17 protein-coding genes are annotated in these 17,902 nt (G+C 66.2%); 6 read left to right on the top strand and 11 right to left on the bottom strand.

Annotated features, from left to right (window positions below):
• Positions 1–13 precede the first annotated feature (13 nt).
• Together NGB94_RS01475 and NGB94_RS01470 are read left to right on the top strand one after the other, a co-directional pair.
• Positions 14–631, top strand: coding sequence for a nuclease PIN (locus NGB94_RS01475; protein WP_325788546.1), 618 nt, complete (start codon positions 14–16; stop codon positions 629–631).
• Positions 632–1,642 (top strand): inorganic phosphate transporter, encoded by a 1,011-nt coding sequence (locus NGB94_RS01470; protein ID WP_325788545.1) that lies wholly within the window; start codon positions 632–634, stop codon positions 1,640–1,642.
• A gap of 130 nt (positions 1,643–1,772) precedes the next feature.
• Here the strand turns inward: NGB94_RS01470 and pstB are convergent, their stop codons facing one another.
• From pstB to pstS, 4 genes are all read right to left on the bottom strand, one after another.
• A complete protein-coding gene (gene pstB / locus NGB94_RS01465; RefSeq protein ID WP_325788543.1) occupies positions 1,773–2,552 on the bottom strand; it encodes a phosphate ABC transporter ATP-binding protein PstB in 780 nt (259 codons plus the stop codon).
• Between the two features lie 78 nt (positions 2,553–2,630).
• On the bottom strand, positions 2,631–3,728 hold the full coding sequence (gene pstA, locus NGB94_RS01460) for a phosphate ABC transporter permease PstA (protein WP_325788674.1): 1,098 nt from the start codon (positions 3,726–3,728) through the stop codon (positions 2,631–2,633).
• 2 nt (positions 3,729–3,730) lie between these two features.
• Positions 3,731–4,663, bottom strand: a complete 933-nt coding sequence (gene pstC, locus NGB94_RS01455) for a phosphate ABC transporter permease subunit PstC (RefSeq protein WP_325788542.1) — start codon at positions 4,661–4,663, stop codon at positions 3,731–3,733.
• Between the two features lie 167 nt (positions 4,664–4,830).
• Entirely contained in the window at positions 4,831–5,946 is a 1,116-nt protein-coding gene (gene pstS / locus NGB94_RS01450) for a phosphate ABC transporter substrate-binding protein PstS (protein ID WP_325788541.1), read from the bottom strand.
• Between the two features lie 211 nt (positions 5,947–6,157).
• Between pstS and NGB94_RS01445 the strand changes: the two genes are divergently transcribed.
• From NGB94_RS01445 to disA, 3 genes are all read left to right on the top strand, one after another.
• The gene (locus NGB94_RS01445) at positions 6,158–7,288 is read left to right on the top strand and encodes an FUSC family protein (protein WP_325788540.1); all 1,131 of its coding nucleotides are present in this window, start codon (positions 6,158–6,160) and stop codon (positions 7,286–7,288) included.
• Positions 7,289–7,342: 54 nt separating this feature from the next.
• Complete coding sequence (gene radA, locus NGB94_RS01440) at positions 7,343–8,710, top strand: DNA repair protein RadA (protein ID WP_325788539.1); 1,368 nt, start codon at positions 7,343–7,345, stop codon at positions 8,708–8,710.
• 153 nt (positions 8,711–8,863) lie between these two features.
• Positions 8,864–9,940, top strand: coding sequence for a DNA integrity scanning diadenylate cyclase DisA (gene disA, locus NGB94_RS01435; protein ID WP_325788537.1), 1,077 nt, complete (start codon positions 8,864–8,866; stop codon positions 9,938–9,940).
• A gap of 29 nt (positions 9,941–9,969) precedes the next feature.
• On the opposite strand, the gene NGB94_RS01430 is transcribed toward disA, so the two are convergent.
• Positions 9,970–10,683 (bottom strand): hypothetical protein, encoded by a 714-nt coding sequence (locus NGB94_RS01430; protein ID WP_325788536.1) that lies wholly within the window; start codon positions 10,681–10,683, stop codon positions 9,970–9,972.
• A gap of 86 nt (positions 10,684–10,769) precedes the next feature.
• Between NGB94_RS01430 and NGB94_RS01425 the strand changes: the two genes are divergently transcribed.
• Positions 10,770–11,714, top strand: coding sequence for an A/G-specific adenine glycosylase (locus tag NGB94_RS01425; protein ID WP_325788534.1), 945 nt, complete (start codon positions 10,770–10,772; stop codon positions 11,712–11,714).
• A gap of 24 nt (positions 11,715–11,738) precedes the next feature.
• On the opposite strand, the gene dhaM is transcribed toward NGB94_RS01425, so the two are convergent.
• The 6 genes from dhaM to NGB94_RS01395 all read right to left on the bottom strand — a co-directional run bounded on the left by dhaM (position 11,739) and on the right by NGB94_RS01395 (position 17,838).
• Positions 11,739–12,470 carry a dihydroxyacetone kinase phosphoryl donor subunit DhaM gene (dhaM, locus tag NGB94_RS01420; RefSeq protein WP_325788533.1) on the bottom strand — a complete coding sequence of 244 codons (732 nt, stop codon included), beginning with the start codon at positions 12,468–12,470 and terminating at the stop codon, positions 11,739–11,741.
• On the bottom strand, positions 12,467–13,108 hold the full coding sequence (gene dhaL / locus NGB94_RS01415; RefSeq protein WP_325788532.1) for a dihydroxyacetone kinase subunit DhaL: 642 nt from the start codon (positions 13,106–13,108) through the stop codon (positions 12,467–12,469). The genes dhaM and dhaL overlap by 4 nt, the downstream gene beginning before the upstream one ends.
• A gap of 2 nt (positions 13,109–13,110) precedes the next feature.
• Positions 13,111–14,112 carry a dihydroxyacetone kinase subunit DhaK gene (gene dhaK / locus NGB94_RS01410; RefSeq protein ID WP_325788531.1) on the bottom strand — a complete coding sequence of 334 codons (1,002 nt, stop codon included), beginning with the start codon at positions 14,110–14,112 and terminating at the stop codon, positions 13,111–13,113.
• Between the two features lie 236 nt (positions 14,113–14,348).
• Complete coding sequence (locus NGB94_RS01405; protein WP_325788529.1) at positions 14,349–14,525, bottom strand: CsbD family protein; 177 nt, start codon at positions 14,523–14,525, stop codon at positions 14,349–14,351.
• Between the two features lie 143 nt (positions 14,526–14,668).
• Positions 14,669–15,199 carry an amino-acid N-acetyltransferase gene (locus NGB94_RS01400; protein WP_325788528.1) on the bottom strand — a complete coding sequence of 177 codons (531 nt, stop codon included), beginning with the start codon at positions 15,197–15,199 and terminating at the stop codon, positions 14,669–14,671.
• A gap of 125 nt (positions 15,200–15,324) precedes the next feature.
• A complete protein-coding gene (locus NGB94_RS01395; RefSeq protein ID WP_325788527.1) occupies positions 15,325–17,838 on the bottom strand; it encodes an ATP-dependent Clp protease ATP-binding subunit in 2,514 nt (837 codons plus the stop codon).
• Positions 17,839–17,902 lie beyond the last annotated feature (64 nt).

Here is a 17,902-nt window from a genome sequence, read left to right as displayed (position 1 = left end):
ACAGGCCAGTCCTGTGAAGCTCCGGTTGTTCCCCCAGGAAAACGCCGGCCTTGACCTTCTTTCCCGAATGGCCGCACAGGCGGTCCGCGGCACGGCGACCTTGTCCGAGGCGCTTGGCGCCGACCCCGCGGAGTTCGCCAGGCTGGCAGAGGAACTGCACACCCTCGAAGCGGAGACCACTGAACTGCATTTCGCGCTCATGACGCAGATGCGCACCAGTTTCATCAATCCGCTCCCCCGCGAAGACCTGTACGACCTGTCCCTGATCCTGCTCGCCCTGATGGAACGGCTGGACAGTGCAGCGGAAATCGTCTCGCTCTACAAACTGACCAACGTTTCCCGGCGGGCGGCGGAACAGCTCGAAGTCCTGGGCCGGCAGGCCGAACTCTCCGTGGCCGCCATGCGCACCCTGGCCTCCCTCGAGGACCTGGAAGACTACTGGATCGAAATGCTCCGGCTGAGCAAGCGGGTGGAACGCACACACCGCATCTGGCTTGCTGAACTGATCCACGACCACAAGGCCCTGTCCTACATCCGGCACCGGGACCTGGCCGACCAGCTGGCTGCGGCGTCGAAGGAGCTTCGCCGGCTGGGCACCTACGTCGGCAACATCCTGGTCCGGGAATCCTAGTTGACCACCGTACTGCTGGTGGCCGTGTTCGCCTTCGCGGGCACGTATGCCTTCATCAACGGCTTCCACGACGTCTCCAACTCGGTGGCCGCCGCCATCCGCACCCGGGCACTCACGCCGGGAGTCGCCGTCGTGCTGGCCAGCGTCTTCAACCTGCTGGGCGCCCTGATGAGCACTGCCCTGGCACTGGTGCTCGCTGACCTGTTCGTGAAGCTCCCCGAGGGCAGCAGCGGCCTGGGCATCCTCATTGCCGGCCTTGCGGCCGCGTGCGCCTGGGGGCTGTGGACCTGGTGGCGGCGGATGCCCTCTTCCTCCACCCATGCCCTGGTCGGCGGAATCGTGGGCTCCTCAGCCGCTTCCCCGCTGGTGGGCGGTCCAAGCGTGTCCGAGTCCTTCCGGCTGCTCTGGGACCAGATCGCCCTGCCCCTGCTCCTCTCCCCCGTGCTGGCCTTCGTGCTGGCGTACCTGCTGGTGTACCCGGTGATGTGGCTGATGCGGTACAGCTCGCTGCGGCGCGGTGATGCCGGCAACCGGATCGCCCAGTCTGTGCTGTCCGCAGCGTTCTCGCTCGGCCACGGCATGCAGGACGGGCAGCGGACCATGGCCGTGCTGGTGCTGGGGCTGGCGGCGGCGGGGTTCTCCTCCGACGGTGAGATCCCCTGGGGCGTGCAGGTCTTTGCCGGCGTCGCCCTGGCCGTGGGCGCGCTCTTCGGCGGCTGGCGGATCACGCACACGCTGGGCTACCGGCTGGTGCGCATCGACCCGCTGCGCGGCATGAGCGCCCAGGCCGTGGCCACCGGCATGCTGTTCCTGGGCGGGCTCTGGCTGCACATCCCGCTCTCCAGCACGCAGACCATGACCAGCGCGGTGGTGGGTGCCGGCGCCAACCGCCGGTTCGCCGCCGTCCGGTTCATTCCGCTGCGCGAGATCCTCTTCACCTGGCTGGTCACCGCACCGGCGGCAGCCCTGCTGGGCGGCATCTTCCTGCTCGCCCTCAGCCCCCTGCTCTGAGCCCCGCTCCCACCATGCCGGCATATCCCGGCGGTCTGCTCCTTAAACCCAATCGAGAGGCCAGTTACGGCTCTTCCCAGGGCTGAAAAGAGCCGTAACTGGCCTCTCGATGGAAGGGGAGGCGCGGGATTTACCCGAAGCGGCCGGAGACGTAGTCCTCGGTGGCCTTCACAGTGGGGTTGTTGAAGATGACCGTGGTGTCGTCGTACTCGATGAGCTTGCCGGGCTTGCCGGTGCCTGCAATGTTGAAGAACGCGGTCTTGTCCGAGACGCGGGCCGCCTGCTGCATGTTGTGCGTGACGATCACCACCGTGTAGTCGCTCTTCAGCTCCTCGATCAGGTCCTCGATGGCCAGCGTGGAAATGGGGTCCAGGGCGGAGCAGGGCTCGTCCATGAGGATCACCTCGGGGGACACCGCGATCGCACGGGCGATGCACAGGCGCTGCTGCTGGCCGCCGGACAGGCCGGAACCGGGCTTGTCCAGCCGGTCCTTGACCTCGCGCCAGAGGTTGGCACCGGTGAGGGACTTCTCCACCAGGTCATCGGCGTCCGAACGCGAGATCCGCTTGTTGTTCAGCTTCACGCCGGCCAGGACGTTGTCCCGGATGGACATCGTGGGGAACGGGTTGGGCCGCTGGAAAACCATGCCGATGTGGCTGCGGACCGTTACCGGGTCAACGCCGGCGCCGTACAGGTTTTCCCCGTCCAGCAGCACTTCGCCCTCAACGCGGGCTCCGGGGAGCACCTCGTGCATGCGGTTCAGGGTGCGCAGGAAGGTGGACTTGCCGCAGCCGGACGGACCGATGAACGCCGTCACCGAACGTGCATCGATCTTGATGCTGACGTCTTCGACCGCCAGAAAGTCGCCGTAGTAGACGTTGAGGTCCTTGACGTCGATTCGCTTGGACATTTGCTTCCTTCTGTTCTGTTCCTGGGGAGTTCCCGTACGGGTTCTCCCGTGCCGCCGGGGCGGTGAGGGGTCTTGGGGTCAGCGGCCGGTCTTGGGCGCGAAGATGCGGGCAACCAGGCGGGCACCGAGGTTGAGCAGCATCACCATCAGGATCAGCAGCAGCGCCGCGGCCCAGGCACGCTGGGTACTCGGGTCGGTGTTGGTGGGCGAGGTGGGGCTCATCAGCTGCCGGTAGATCAGGGTGGGCAGGGAAGCCATCCAGCCGGCGAAGACGTTCAGGTTGATGGTGTTCACGAACCCGGCGGTCACCAGCAGCGGGGCCGTTTCACCGATCACGCGGGCGATCGCGAGGGTGACACCCGAGGCGATGCCGGAGATCGCCGTCGGAACCACGACCTTCAGGATGGTCCGCCATTTCCGCACGCCCAGGGCGTAGGAGGCCTCGCGCAGCTCATTGGGAACAATCTTGAGCATCTCTTCGGTGGACCGCACCACCACGGGGATCATCAGGACGGAAAGAGCGACGGCGGCAACGAAGCCGGTGCGCGTGCCCGGCCCGAAGAGCAGGCCGAAGAACGCGGCGGCGAACAGGCCGGCCACGATCGAGGGGATGCCGGTCATGACGTCCACGAAGAAGGTGATGGCCCGGGCCAGCGGACCGCCCTTGCTGTATTCGACCAGGTAAACGGCGGTAAGCAGGCCGATCGGCACGGAGATGATGGTGGCCCAGAGCGTGATCAGCAGGGTGCCCATGATGGCGTGGTAGGCGCCGCCGAGGACGGGCCCGCCGCTGGCCACGGTCTCGTTGTCCACGGTTCCGGTCATCCCGCCCATGGAGGTGAACAGGAAGTCCGGGCTCAGCCCGGGAATGCCGCGGACCAGGACGGTGAAGATCACCGAGACCAGCGGAACCAGGGCCAGGATGAAGGCACCGTAGATCAGGTTGGTCGCGAAGCGGTCGGTGGCCCGCCGGCTGCCTTCGACGACGCGGGTGGCGATGGTGCTGCCGGCCACGAAAAGCACCGCGGCGAAGATCGCGAACGTGGCGATGCTGAAGCCCAGCAGCGCCGAGAAGGCAGCGCCGAGAACGATCGAAGCGCCCAGGATGGCCCAGAGCGCCCAGCCCGGAAGCTGGTTCTTGGTCAGCGACGAGGAGCGGGTCAGGGTGGTGTCAATCATCAGTTGGCTCCCGAGAATTCTTTGTGGCGGCTGATGATCCAGCGGGCAATGACGTTCACGATCAGGGTGATCACGAACAGCACCAGGCCGGCGGCAATCAGCTCAGAGAGGCGCAGACCGTATGCTTCGGGGAAGTTCAGGGCGATTTCCGCGGCGATGGTCTGGTTGCCGGGGCGGATGAGGCTGGCGATCAGGCCGCCGGAGGAGAGCACCAGGGCAACGGCCATGGTCTCGCCGAGGGCACGCCCCAGGCCCAGCATGACGGCGCTGATGATGCCGGGGCGGGCGAAGGGGAACACTGCCATGCGGATCATTTCCCAGCGGGTGGCGCCCATGGCCAGGGCGGCTTCCTCGTGCAGCTTCGGAGTCTGCAGGAAGATTTCCCGGCTCAGGGAGGTGATGATCGGGAGCACCATCACGGACAGCACGATTCCCGCGGTCAGCATGGTCTTGCCGGTCTGGCTGGCCGGTCCGGTGAAGAGCGGGAACCAGCCGGCGTTTTCAGCCAGCCAGTTGTACGGGCCCACCAGGGCCGGTGCCAGCACCGTCATGCCCCAGGCGCCGTAGACAACGGAAGGAATGGCGGCCAGGAGGTCGACGACGTAGCCCAGGCCCTGCGAAAGCCGGCGGGGCGCGTAGTGGGAGATGAAGAGCGCGACGCCGATGCCCACCGGGGTGGCGATCAGCAGCGCGATGGCCGCGGCGATTACGGTGCCGATGACCAGCGGGAAAATGTAGGCCAGGAAGCCCGAACCGCCGGAAATGTCCTCAGACGGTGCGGAGAAAGTGGGAAGGGCCTGCCAGAGCAGGAACGCAGCTACCGCAAAAAGGACGGTGAGGATCAGACAGCCCGCCAGCAGTGTGATGCCGGAGAAGACTTTGTCCCCCGCGCGCCCGGCACCGCCGGTGCCCTGTATTGACTTGCTTGACACTGCACAACCCTTCGAACTTTGTTGGCAACTTGCTTGATGTGGACAAGACACCGCACTCGCCAGTTTTCACTGATCCCGGGCCAGATTCAAGCTGGCCCCCCGGCCCGGCAAATGCCCCCGCACCGCGCTTGTGGCGCCGTGCGGGGGCATCTGCACCTTCCCTGCGGCTAGGAAGCGGCCTTGATGGATTCGATCGCCTTCGCTGCCTGTTCCTGCAGCGCGGCGGACATCGGCGCATTACCTGCGGCTTCGCTTGCGGCAGCCTGGCCCTCTTCGCTCACCACGTAGGAGCCGAAGGCCTTGATGAGGTCAACGGTCTCCTGGTCCTCGTAGGTGGTGCAGTAGAGGTGGTAGGAGACCAACACCACAGGGTACGCACCGGATTCGGTGGTATCGCGGGCCAGTTCCATGGCCATGTCCAGCTCGGGGCGTCCCTCGCCCTTGACCGGGGTGGAGGCCTCCACGGCCTTGGCAGCGGCGTCGGCGGTGTAGGCCACGTACTCCTCGCCCACCTTCACGGCGACGGTGCCCATGGAGCCGACGGCGGAAGCGTCCGCGTACGTAATGGCACCGTCGGTGGAGCTGGCCGCGGAGACGACGCCGGAGGTTCCCTGGGCGTTCTCCTGGCCGTCGAGTTCTGCGGGCCACTCGCCGCTGGCCTCGGTAGTCCACACGTCCGGCGCGGCGGCAGCCAGGTATTCGGTGAAGTTCTCGGTGGTGCCCGATTCATCGGAGCGGTGGACAACCGTGATGGCGGTGGCCGGCAGCTCGGTGCCCTTGTTCTGGGACGCGATGGCCGGGTCGTTCCAGGTGCTGATCTCGCCTCGGAAGATGCCGGCGATCGTGTCGGCGTCGAGGTTCAGTTCGTCCACGCCCTCGAGGTTGAAGGCGATGGCAATCGGGGAGATGTAGGCGGGGACGTGCAGCGCGCCGTCAGGGCCGCAGGTCTGCAGGGAGGCCTCGACTTCCTCGTCCTTCAGGTAGGCATCCGAGCCGGCGAACTGGACGCCGCCTGCCAGCAGGGCCTCGCGGCCGGCACCGGAACCGTCCGGGGAGTACTGGATGGAAGCGTTCGGGTTGGCTTTGCTGAAGCCTGCGATCCAGGCATCCATGGCCGAGGCCTGGGAGCTGGCGCCTGCGCCGGACAGCGTTCCCGTAAGGGCGGAGTCTGAGGACTCGGATCCGGCGGCTGCGTTCGTGGCGTTGTCGCTGCCGCAGGCGGCCAGGGCGAGCACTGCAGCCGAGAGGACGGCCGCGGTGCGGCCAATGCGGAATACCTTCACAATCGTGGTCCCTTTCAAGGGTGGTATATCCGGCGCGTCAACGCCGGGAGACTTGTCGCTGGGACGGTTTTGGTGCGTCCCAAAATGAAGACTGGACTGCCTAGGTGAACAAAAAGTTAACGCGGGCCGAGCAGCGCAGGAATAATCCACCGGACACGTCACAGATTCCGTGCCTTCTGCTCCCGGACCGCCGCCGCCCTAGACTGTTCCCATGCCAGCCCGCGACCGTCTCAGCGCCTCGAGCAGGTTCCTGCGCAACAGATTCCGGATCGGACTCAAGCGCAGCGGCGCGTCTGTTTATCCCGCCCTGCAGATGACCATCTGCGCCGTGGGCGCCTATGCCTTCGCCGAGTACGTCCTTGGCCACCAGGGTCCGCTCTTCGCGGCTACCGCTGCGCTGATCTCCCTCGGCTTCTCCCGCGAACCGCGCACCCGCCGGGTGCTTGAGGTTGGCATTGGCTGCACGCTGGGGATCACGATCGGCGAGCTGCTGCTCCACGTGCTGGGCAACGGGCTCTGGCAGGCCGCCGTCGTGCTTTTTGCCTCACTGATGCTCGCGCGGTTCCTGGACCGCGGCGTCATCTTCACCACCCAGCTTGGCCTGCAGTCCCTGCTGGTGGTGCTGCTGCCGGCTCCGGACGGCGGAGTGTTCACCCGCAGCGTGGACGCGATCGTGGGCGGCGTCTTTGCCCTGGTGGTCACGATGCTTGCCCCGCGGGATCCGCGCCGCGAACCGAAATCGAACATCCGGGAGCTGCTCAGCGAACTATCGGCGGTGCTGCGCCAGATCGCCGATGCCCTGGCGCGCAGCGACTCGACTCTGGCCTGGCACGCCCTGGTCCGGGCACGCAACACCCAGCCGCAGCTGGACCTGCTGGCCCGAAGCATCCGTGACGCGCGTGAGATCGCGCGGATTTCACCGGCTTACCGAAGGCACCTGGCGGAACTGGGAGACCTCCGCGGTTCCGTGGGCTACCTGGACCTGGCCGTGCGCAACAGCCGGGTATTCGCCCGCCGGACCACCTCCGTCATCAACCACGCTTCGCTCTCCGACACGGCTGTGGACAAGGTCTCCGAAGTCATCAATGACACTGCCGACGCCGTGGACATCCTGGCCCGCGCGCTGGGCGGCGGCGAGTCCCAGCCGACGCGGGAGCGCCACCTGCGCCAGGCACGCAACGAGCTTGCCGCCGTCGCCTCCCGGCTGCATCCGGCGTCCCTGGACGTGACGGACCTGTACGGGGATGCCCTGGTGATGCTTTTCCGGCCGCTGGTGGTGGACCTGCTCGAAGCCACCGGGCTGACCCATGAGGAAGCTGTCAGCTATCTTTCCGAGGTGTAGCGGCCGGCTCCGGAACTGAACGGGAATGTCAGTGCCGGCAGATAGCCTGTTGGCATGGCAACAAAGACTTCCCGGGCGAAAACCGCCAACTACCGCTGCACCGAATGCGGCTGGACCGCTGTTAAGTGGGTTGGCCGCTGCGGAGAGTGCCAGGCGTGGGGCACCGTGGAAGAGGCCGGCGAGGTCCTTGCCCGCACTACCCCGGCAGCCGTGGTGGCCCGTCCCGCGCAGCTGATTGCCGACGTCGACGCCACCACCGCCGCGTACCAGCCCACCGGTGTGGGCGAACTGGACCGTGTCCTGGGCGGCGGACTGGTTCCGGGCGCGGTGATCCTGCTGGCAGGAGAGCCCGGCGTGGGGAAGTCCACCCTCCTGCTGGATGTCGCTGCCCGGGTGGCAGGACAGGGCCGGGACGTCCTGTACGTCACGGGAGAAGAATCAACCGCGCAGGTGAAACTTCGCGCGGAACGCATCGGTGCTGTCTCCTCCAGCCTGTACCTCAGTGCCGAGACCGACCTCGGCCAGGCCCTGGGCCAGGTGGAACAGGTGAAGCCGTCCCTGCTGATCGTTGACTCGGTGCAGACGCTCAGCAGTTCTGCCGTTGACGGAAGCGCCGGCGGCGTCAGCCAGGTCCGGGAAGTCGCGGCGTCGCTGATCAACGCAGCCAAGACCCGGAACATGACCACCCTGCTGGTTGGGCACGTCACCAAGGACGGTTCGATCGCCGGTCCGCGGCTGCTGGAGCACCTTGTGGATGTTGTCTGCCAGTTCGACGGCGACAGGCACTCCAGGCTGCGGCTGGTCCGCGCGGTCAAGAACCGCTACGGGCCCACGGACGAGGTAGGTTGCTTCGACCTGACGGAGGACGGGATTGAAGGGCTGGCCGATCCCAGCGGCCTGTTCGTCTCCCGCACCAAGGAGCCCGTTTCCGGCACCTGCATTACCGTCACGCTGGAGGGCCGGAGGCCCCTGGTGGCAGAGGTCCAGGCGCTGCTGGCAGAGACCGGCAACGCGCAGGCCCGCAGGGCCACCAGCGGACTGGATTCGTCCCGCGTGGCCATGCTGCTGGCTGTCCTGCAGCAGCGGGCGTCCATGAACCTTGCCAAGGACGACAGCTACGTGGCAACCGTGGGCGGCGTGAAGCTGACCGAACCGGCAACCGACCTCGCGGTGGCCCTTGCCGTCGCGTCGGCCAAGATGAACAAGCCCCTGCCTGCCCGCCTGATCGCCTTCGGTGAGGTGGGCCTTGCCGGGGAAGTCCGTCCCATTCCCGGAATTGCCCGCCGGGTCCAGGAAGCCGAGCGCCTGGGGTTCAGCCACGCGGTGGTTCCCGCCTCTCCCAACGGCCCGGGCCAGGTGCCTGCCGGGTTCAAGGTCCGGGAGGTCTCCACCCTTTCGGAGGCGCTCGAACTGCTCTTCTAGGGCGCGTCCGGGGCCGCTTCAGCGTCCTGACCTGTCATACTCCGGGGACTGAAGTGGCAGATGGGTGCACCTTGCCCACTACTATGGGGAAGTGTCTGCGCATATCCACGCCCAGAACGCCCCGTGGGCCGGAGTGGCCGGAAGGAAGTGACCATGCCTCGCACGCCCGAGGACGCGCTCAAGGCGACCCTTGCAAGGGTTGCCCCAGGAACGGCTCTGCGCGACGGACTGGAACGTATTCTGCGCGGCCGTACCGGCGCGCTGATCGTCCTGGGCTTCGACCGCACCGTGGACTCAATCTGCTCGGGCGGCTTCGACATCGGCATCGAGTTCTCCTCCACCCGGCTGCGCGAACTGGCCAAGATGGACGGTGCGATCGTCTGCGACAAGGACGGCGCCAACATTCTCCGTGCTGCCGTGCAGCTGGTCCCCGACCACACCATTGAGACGCACGAATCAGGCACCCGCCACCGCACTGCGGAGCGGGTCGCCATCCAAACCGGTTTCCCGGTGATTTCCGTGAGCCAGTCGATGCAGATCATCCAGCTTTACGTGGGCGGCCTCCGCCACGTCCTGGAGGGCTCCGAACCGGTGCTCGCCCGCGCAAACCAGGCTCTGGCCACTCTGGAGCGGTACCGCACCCGGCTGGACCAGGTCACCAATTCGCTCTCCGCACTCGAAATCGAAGCCATGGTCACCGTCCGCGACGTGGCCGTCACCCTGCAGCGCCAGGAAATGGTGCGGCGGATTTCCGAGGAGATCTCGCAGTACGTGCTGGAACTCGGCGTCGACGGCCGCCTGCTTTCCCTTCAGCTGGAAGAACTGACCACCGGGCTGGGCCCGGGCAGCGAGATGATCGTCCGGGACTACGCGGATATTGGCGGAATCCAGGGCAACGTCGACGAACAGGTTGCCACCCTGCAGGGCCTAAGCTCCTCCGACATGGTGGATCTGGGCAAGATCGCAGCAGTGGTGGGTTTCCAGCCCGGCCAGGATTCACTCGAAGCCGTGGTTCAGCCCCGCGGTTACCGGCTGCTGAGCAATATCAAGAGCGTTCCGCCGGCGGTCTCCAACCGGCTGGTGGACCATTTCGGCGGACTGCAGAACCTGATGGCTGCCAACATCGAAGACCTGATGCAGGTGGACGGAATCGGCGAACAGCGGGCCCGCACCGTGCGTGAAGGCCTCTCACGCATCGCCGAGACAAGCCTGCTCGACCGGTTCATGTAAAACCGGCCGGTTCCGGTGAAGGCGTCCGGCTAATCGAGCTGGAAAACGGCCTTTTCGCTGGTGACTTCGCCCAGCCGTGCGGTGAACACGTACCAGCCCGGGTTCGGGTTGCTGGCCACCGCGGCGCAGCCGGGGGCGGAGCGCAGCCGTTCCCAGGTGAAGTTGGCTTTCTCGGTTGCTCCGGGTTCAACGTCCTTCAGGAAATCTTCTGCGCCGTCCTGGCAGTCCGCGGAGGAGAAAATGCGGTCCGAGCCGGAGGTGACGATGAATTCCATCTGCGAGGTGCCGACGTTGATCCTGCACGGTTCGGTACCGGTATTTGTTACCGCCAGCGTGAGCAGCGGATTCGACCCGGCCGGGTAGGCAGCGGCATCCGTGGAGGCTTCCACCTTTACGGCGGCTGAGGGACAGGTGCCGTCCCCGGCCTCCGCTGAAGGTTCGGCGCCGTTGGACTTGTCCGGTTTCTTTTCCGAATCGTCTCCCGCGGACGGGGTGGGAGCGGCGGTGGGCGCGGTCTGGAACGGGTCGGACGCTGAGGCCCCCTGGTTCCCGGACAGTGTTGAAGCGACCACGACGCCGGCCCACACCAGTGCGCCGGCTATCAGCAGCACCAGCAGGGACAGGACGATTCTGCGGCGGCGGTAGACGGCCTTGCTCGGACGTTTCCGGGCATTTCCGGGTCCCCGCCCGGGAATGCCGCTGGTTTGTTTCCCCGCACCGCTCCGGGGTCCGTTTGCCGCCATGGGTTAAGGCTATGAACCCGCGCCCGGATTACGGCGCACACCACGCCGGTCAGTAGAGTATTGCTGGTCGCTACCTAGGGAGATGCATGGAACCGGAGCACACGCACCAGCTGCACGCGCGCATCATTTCCTGGTTCTCCGAGCAGGCCCGTGACCTGCCCTGGCGGGAGGCGGGGTGCTCCCCATGGGGCATCCTGGTCAGCGAAGTGATGCTGCAGCAGACCCCCGTGGTGCGGGTCCTGCCGGTTTGGCAGGAGTGGATGCAGCGCTGGCCCCGGCCCGCAGACCTGGCCGCTGAGCCCAGCGGCGAAGCGGTGCGTGCATGGGGGCGGCTCGGTTATCCCCGCCGCGCTCTGAGGCTGCACGCAGCCGCAGTGGAGATCACCGCCAGCCACGGCGGCAAGGTCCCGGACACCCATGCCGCGCTTCTGGAGCTTCCCGGCGTAGGTGACTACACAGCGGCCGCCGTGGCATCCTTCGCGTTTGGCCGCCGGGAAACCGTGGTGGACACCAACATCCGCCGGGTCCATGCCCGGCTCATAACCGGCGATGCCCTGCCGTCCCAGTCATTGACGGCCGCCGAGAAGAAGCTGGCGGTTTCCCTGCTGCCCCGGGATGACGCTGAATCCGTTGCGTGGAACGCCTCGGTCATGGAGCTCGGCGCGCTGGTCTGCACGGCGCGGAATCCGAGCTGCGGGGACTGCCCGGTCCTGCCGGAGTGCGCCTGGGTCCGGAACGGCCGGCCGGAACCGCATTATGTTCCCAAGGGACAGGCCTGGCACGGCACTGACCGGCAGGTACGCGGCGCCATGATGGCGGTGCTCCGCCAGGCGGACGGTCCGGTACTGCGCGAACTGCTGCTTACCGGCCCGGTGGACCTGGTGGCCCCGGAGGCCGACGCCGCGCTGGCGCCGCTGGCTGCCCTGCACGCCCTCGCTGCCCCTCAGGAGCAGCTTGAGCGCGCGCTGGACGGCCTGATCCGCGACGGGCTCGCAGAGCCTGCCGGCGCCGGAGTGCGCCTGCCCGCGTAGCCGCCCGCGCACACGGCGGCAGAATTAGATCTCGCCGAAACCGTTGCGGACTTCCAGTCCCAGCATTTCCACTGCCCGGGCGGCATCCGGTCCATGCGCGGACACGGTCAGCGTATCCCCGGCTTTCAGGCCAAGGGTCATGAGCATCATGACCGACTTCCCGTCCACCCCGTTGATGGTGATGTCCGCGTCCAGGTCCGCCATGGCCTGCGCGACGGCGGCTGCCGGGCGGGCGTGCAGGCCCATGGGGTTGATAAGTTCCCAGGACGCCTCGTGCACTCCGTCGTCGTCCTGGTCTATGTCGTCCAGCGTGTCTCCGGAGGGAGCGGCGGCAGCCGCGCCAGCAGCCGGTCCCGTATCCGATGAGCCGCCCATGGTCGCGGCGACCGCCTCAGCGTCCCGGATCACGGCTGCCAGGTCCTGTCCGGTCTGCGCGGCGACGGCGGCGGCAACGGCACCCTCCACCAGCGGGGCGTCCGCGAGCCGTACCCGTTCCCGCTGCCCGGGTTCGAGGAACTCAAGCGCCATCTCCGCGGTCATCACGGCGGATCCGAGGTCTGCCAGCAGCGCCGCCCCGGCACCGCCGTCGGCCTGGGCGATTCCGGACTGGATCTTCTCCAGGCTGGTCCCGATCCCGCCGTCGTCCGTGCCTCCGGCAGCAATGATCGCAACGTCCGGGGCCATCTGCCCTGCCAGTTCGGCGAGCCCCTCGGCCAGTTTCCCGCTGTGGGAGACCAGCACCAGTCCTACCTTCATGTCTGCTCCCCGGCCGCCCGGGCGGCAGCCTGCAGGATCAGCGTGGTGGACGCGGCGCCCGGATCCAGGTGCCCGGCACTGCGTTCACCGAGGTAGCTGGCCCGGCCCTTGCGGGCCACCAGAGGTTCCGTGCCGGCCAGTCCGCCCTCGGCCGCATTGGCGGCGGCGGACAGCGTTTCGGATCCGTCAGCGCCTGCGGCAGCGGCGGTTTCGGCAGCCTCCACGGCTGGGGTGAACGCATCAACCATGGTCTTGTCTCCCGGCTCGGCCTTCCCGCGGCTGACAATCCCGTCGCGGGCAGCAGCCAGGAACGCGACCACATCCGCGGCGCCCAGGGTGTCCTTGCCCGCGACGGCGGTGGAGCCGCGCAGGAAAGCTGTTCCGTACAGCGGTCCCGCGGCACCTCCCACCTTGGACATCAGCGTCATGGCGGCGAGCTTGAACACGTCGGCCGGAGTGCCCGGAGTGCCGTCTGCGTCGAGTTTTTCAACGATGGCGGTGAACCCCCGGTCCATGTTCTCGCCGTGGTCCGCGTCGCCGATGGCCCGGTCAAGGTCGATGAGCCGCTGGCGGTTTTCGTCCATCAGGGCCGCGGCGTCCCGCATCCACTTATCTGCCCACTGTGCGTTCAGTTCCATGCTCAGACTCCCCACCGCAGGGCCGCGGTGTGCACCGGGGAATCCCACAGATCAATCATGTCGTCGTCAAGTTTCAGCACCGTGATCGAGGCGCCCTGCATTTCCAGTGCGGTGATGTAGTTGCCCACCAGGGACCGTTCCACCTGGAGCCCCCGGTCGGCCAGGACCCTGGCCGCATGCCGGTAGACGATGTAGAGCTCGCTGAGCGGTGTGCCGCCCATCCCGTTGACGAACAGCAGCACCCGCTGTCCGCTGCCGGCGCCAAGGTCGGAGAGGATCGGTTCAAGCAGGTGGTCCGTGATCGCGTCAGCAGTGGCCATGGGCATCCTGCGCCGGCCCGGTTCGCCGTGGATGCCTACGCCAAGCTCAATCTCATTCTCCGCGAGGTCGAAGCTCGGTTCCCCGGCGTGCGGCACCGTGCAGGCGGTCAGCGCCACGCCCATCGACCGCACCCCGGCGTTGACGCGCTCGGCGAGATCCGCCACGGCATCCAGTGAGTCCCCGCGCTCGGCGGCAGCTCCCGCGATGCGCTCCACCAGCACAGTGCCGCCCACCCCGCGCCTGCCGGCGGTGTAGAGCGAGTCCTCCACGGCGACGTCGTCATTCACCACCACGGACTTCACCTCGATCCCCTCGGCCTGCGCCAGCTCCGCAGCAGTCTCAAAGTTCAGGATGTCTCCGGTGTAGTTCTTCACGATCAGCAGGACACCGGCACCCGCGTCAGTGTTCGTAATGGCCGGAAGGATCTGGTCCGGAGTAGGCGACGTGAAAACGGCTCCGGGCACGGCGGCGTCGAGCATCCCGCGTCCCACATAGCCGGAGTGCAGAGGCTCATGGCCGCTGCCGCCGCCGGAAACCAGGGACACCTTGCCGGAAACGGGGGCATCCCGCCGGGTCACATAGGCGGGGTCCGTGTTGACCTTGACCAGGTCGTGGTGTGCCATGCCGAAGCCTTCCAGCGATTCGGCCACCACGGCGCGCGGATCATTTATGAGTTTTTTCATGCCTGACGCTCCTTTGCCCGAAAAGGCTCCACTGCGCTGGAACAGGCCCCTTTGCCCGCTCTCCTGAGTGAGCCAACCCTACCCCCGCAAGGGGAGGCCTGCACAGGCTTGGCCCGTCGCTTAACGCACTGAAGGAAGGGCCTGGCAGGCCCTTCCTTCAGTGTTCCCCGGCCAGCAGCGACAACAGCGACCGGGAGTGTGCGGAGTATTCTCCGGGCTGGTTAGCCGGCAGCGGCCTACTTGCCCTTGAAAGCGTCCTTGACGTGCTCGCCGGCCTGCTTCATGTTGGCCTTTGCCTGGTCTCCCTGGCCGTCGGCTTCCATGCTGTGGTCGCCGGTGACCTTACCCAGGCCTTCCTTGACCTTGCCGCCGAGTTCTTCGCCCTTGTTCTGCATCTTGTCGTCTGCACCCATATTCGGCACCCGCTTTCTGATCGGCCGCACCGCATCCAATGAGCGATCAGCCTGTTGGATAACGTGTCCGGCATTTCTTGATGCTAAGTACCCTTACTGTACCGTTTCCGGAAGAAGATCTCCAGAGGGAGAGTCCGGTTCCCCTATCCGCGAACAGCCCGGATCATGCGCGTATTGCCGAGCGTATTCGGTTTCACCCGGGCGAGGTCGAGGAATTCGGCAACGCCCTCGTCATGTGAACGCAGGAGTTCGGAGTAGACCTCCGGATCCACGGCACTCTGGCTTTCCATCACGGTAAATCCGTGGCGCTTAAAGAAATCCACTTCGAAGGTCAGGCAGAAAACGCGGGAGACTCCAATTTCAACGGCATCGGAAAGCAGCTGCTCCAGCAGGACGTGCCCGACGCCGCGGCCCCGCCAGTCCGGGTGCGCGGCGAGAGTGCGGACTTCTGCGAGGTCCTCCCACATAACGTGGAGGGCGCCGCAGCCAATGACCCGGCCCTGGTCATCCTCGGCGATCCTGAACTCCTGGAGACCTTCGTAGTAGGCGACAGTTTCCTTGGCAACCAGCACCCGTTCGTCCGCCAAAGGCGCCACCAAATCCCGGATGTGCGGTACGTCGGAGGTCCGGGCCCTGCGGATGGTGAACGATGCCTTCTGTGCGGTTGCAGTCATTGGTTCAGTCTAGAACTTCTGCGCCTGCTCCCGTTCCAGGCCGTACGCGGCGGGCAACACAGCGCAAATGCGGAAGGAGCCCCCGGTTTCCCGGGAGCTCCTTCCGTGTGTTGTTCTGCGTCCTGCTACTGGCCGTCGCCTACGCCGGCCTCAATGGCCGAGGGGGCTTCTTCAATGGCCCGCGGTGCGCCGTGTCCGGTGAAGGTGAACTTCGCGTCGTCACCCTCGCCTTCAACATCCACCGAGACCATTTCGCCGGGCTTGAGGTCCCCGAAGAGAATCTTCTCGGAGAGCTGGTCCTCAATCTCACGCTGCATGGTGCGGCGCAGCGGCCGGGCACCCATTGCGGGGTCGTACCCGCGGGTGGCCAGCAGAACCTTGGCGGCGGGGGTGAGCTCGATGCTCATTCCCTTTTCCGCAAGGCGCTTGCCAAGGCGCTCCAGGAACAGATCCACGATCTGGACGATCTCTTCCTGGGTCAGCTGCGGGAACACCACGGTGTCATCAACACGGTTGAGGAACTCGGGGCGGAAGTGCTGGCGCAGCTCCTCCGTGACCCGGGCACGCATCCGGTCGTAGCCGGTCTTGGTGTCCGTGCCGGACTGGAAGCCGGTCATGACGCCCTTGGAGATGTCCTTGGTACCAAGGTTGGTGGTCATGATGATGATGGTGTTCTTGAAGTCCACCACCCGGCCCTGGGAGTCGGTCAGGCGGCCGTCTTCGAGGATCTGAAGCAGCGAGTTGAAGAGGTCCGCGTGGGCCTTCTCAACTTCGTCGAACAGAACCACGGAGAACGGACGGCGGCGGACCTTCTCGGTCAGCTGCCCGCCCTCTTCGTAGCCCACGTATCCGGGAGGGGCACCAAACAGCCGGGAGACCGTGTGCTTCTCGGAGTACTCGGACATGTCCAGGGTGATCAGGGCTTCTTCGTCGCCGAAGAGGAACTCTGCCAGTGCCTTGGCCAGCTCGGTCTTACCAACACCGGTGGGACCGGCGAAGATAAACGAGCCGCCCGGGCGCTTCGGGTCCTTCAGGCCGGCACGCGTGCGGCGCATGGCCTGCGAGATCGACTTGATGGCTTCGTCCTGGCCGATGACCCGCTTGTGCAGCTCATCTTCCATCTTGAGCAGCCGCGTGGATTCTTCCTCATTCAGCTTCACCACGGGGATGCCGGTCGAGTTGGCGAGGACTTCGGCAATCAGTTCCTCATCCACCTCGGCGATGTCGTCCAGGCCCCCGGACTTCCACTGGCGTTCCTTTTCCGCACGCTGGTCCTGGAGCTTCTGCTCCTTGTCCCGCAGCGAGGCAGCGCCTTCGAAGTCCTGCGCGTCGATCGCGGATTCCTTCTCCATCTTCAGTGCGGAGATGCGCTCGTCGATTTCCTTGAGCTCCGGCGGAGCAGTCATTCGGCGGATGCGCAGCCGGGCACCGGCTTCATCGATCAGGTCGATGGCCTTGTCCGGCAGGAAGCGGTCACTGATGTAGCGCTCGGCGAGGGTCGCTGCCGAAGCCAGCGCGGCGTCCGTAATGGACACGCGGTGGTGCGCTTCGTAGCGGTCCCGCAGGCCCTTGAGGATTTCGATCGCGTGGGCAACGGAAGGTTCGTTGACCTGGATCGGCTGGAAGCGGCGCTCAAGCGCTGCATCCTTCTCAATGTGCTTGCGGTACTCGTCCAGCGTGGTGGCACCGATGGTCTGCAGTTCACCGCGGGCCAGCATCGGCTTCAGGATCGAGGCTGCGTCGATGGCGCCTTCGGCGGCACCGGCGCCCACAAGGGTGTGGATCTCGTCGATGAAGAGGATGATGTCTCCGCGGGTGCGGATTTCCTTCAGGACCTTCTTGAGGCGTTCCTCGAAGTCACCGCGGTACCGGGAGCCGGCAACGAGTGAACCGAGGTCCAGGGTGTAGAGCTGCTTGTCCTTGATGGTCTCAGGGACATCGCCGCGGACAATCGCCTGGGCAAGGCCTTCGACGACGGCGGTCTTGCCGACGCCGGGCTCGCCAATCAGGACGGGGTTGTTCTTGGTGCGGCGGGACAGCACCTGCATGACCCGTTCCATCTCGTGCTCACGCCCGATGACCGGATCAAGCTTGCCTTCACGCGCTGCCTGTGTGAGGTTGCGGCCAAACTGGTCCAGGACCACCGATCCGGCGGGCTGGCCTTCCTGCTGCTGGCCGCCGGCGGAGACGGGCTCCTTGCCCTGGTAGCCGGAGAGCAGCTGGATGACCTGCTGGCGGACACGGTTCAGGTCCGCACCGAGCTTGACGAGGACCTGGGCGGCTACGCCTTCACCCTCGCGGATGAGGCCCAGCAGGATGTGCTCGGTCCCAATGTAGTTGTGCCCCAGCTGCAGCGCTTCGCGCAGTGAGAGCTCAAGTACCTTCTTGGCCCGCGGGGTGAAGGGGATGTGTCCGGACGGGGCCTGCTGGCCCTGGCCGATAATCTCCTGCACCTGTTCGCGGACGGCACCCAGGGAAATGCTCAGGGATTCAAGGGCCTTAGCGGCAACGCCTTCGCCCTCATGAATGAGCCCAAGCAGGATGTGCTCGGTGCCGATGTAGTTGTGGTTGAGCATGCGTGCCTCTTCTTGGGCAAGCACGACAACGCGACGGGCACGGTCGGTAAATCTTTCAAACATGAGGCACACTCCTAGCTAACGCGTAATTCGATGCTACGGCGGTTACCACCGCTTAAGGGGCGTG

The sequence above is a fragment of the Arthrobacter koreensis genome (assembly GCF_035792275.1).
GTDB classification, from domain to species: Bacteria; Actinomycetota; Actinomycetes; order Actinomycetales; family Micrococcaceae; genus Arthrobacter_B; species Arthrobacter_B koreensis_A.
Note: the sequence above shows the minus strand (reverse complement) of the source record. Positions and strands in the feature narration are given on the sequence as shown.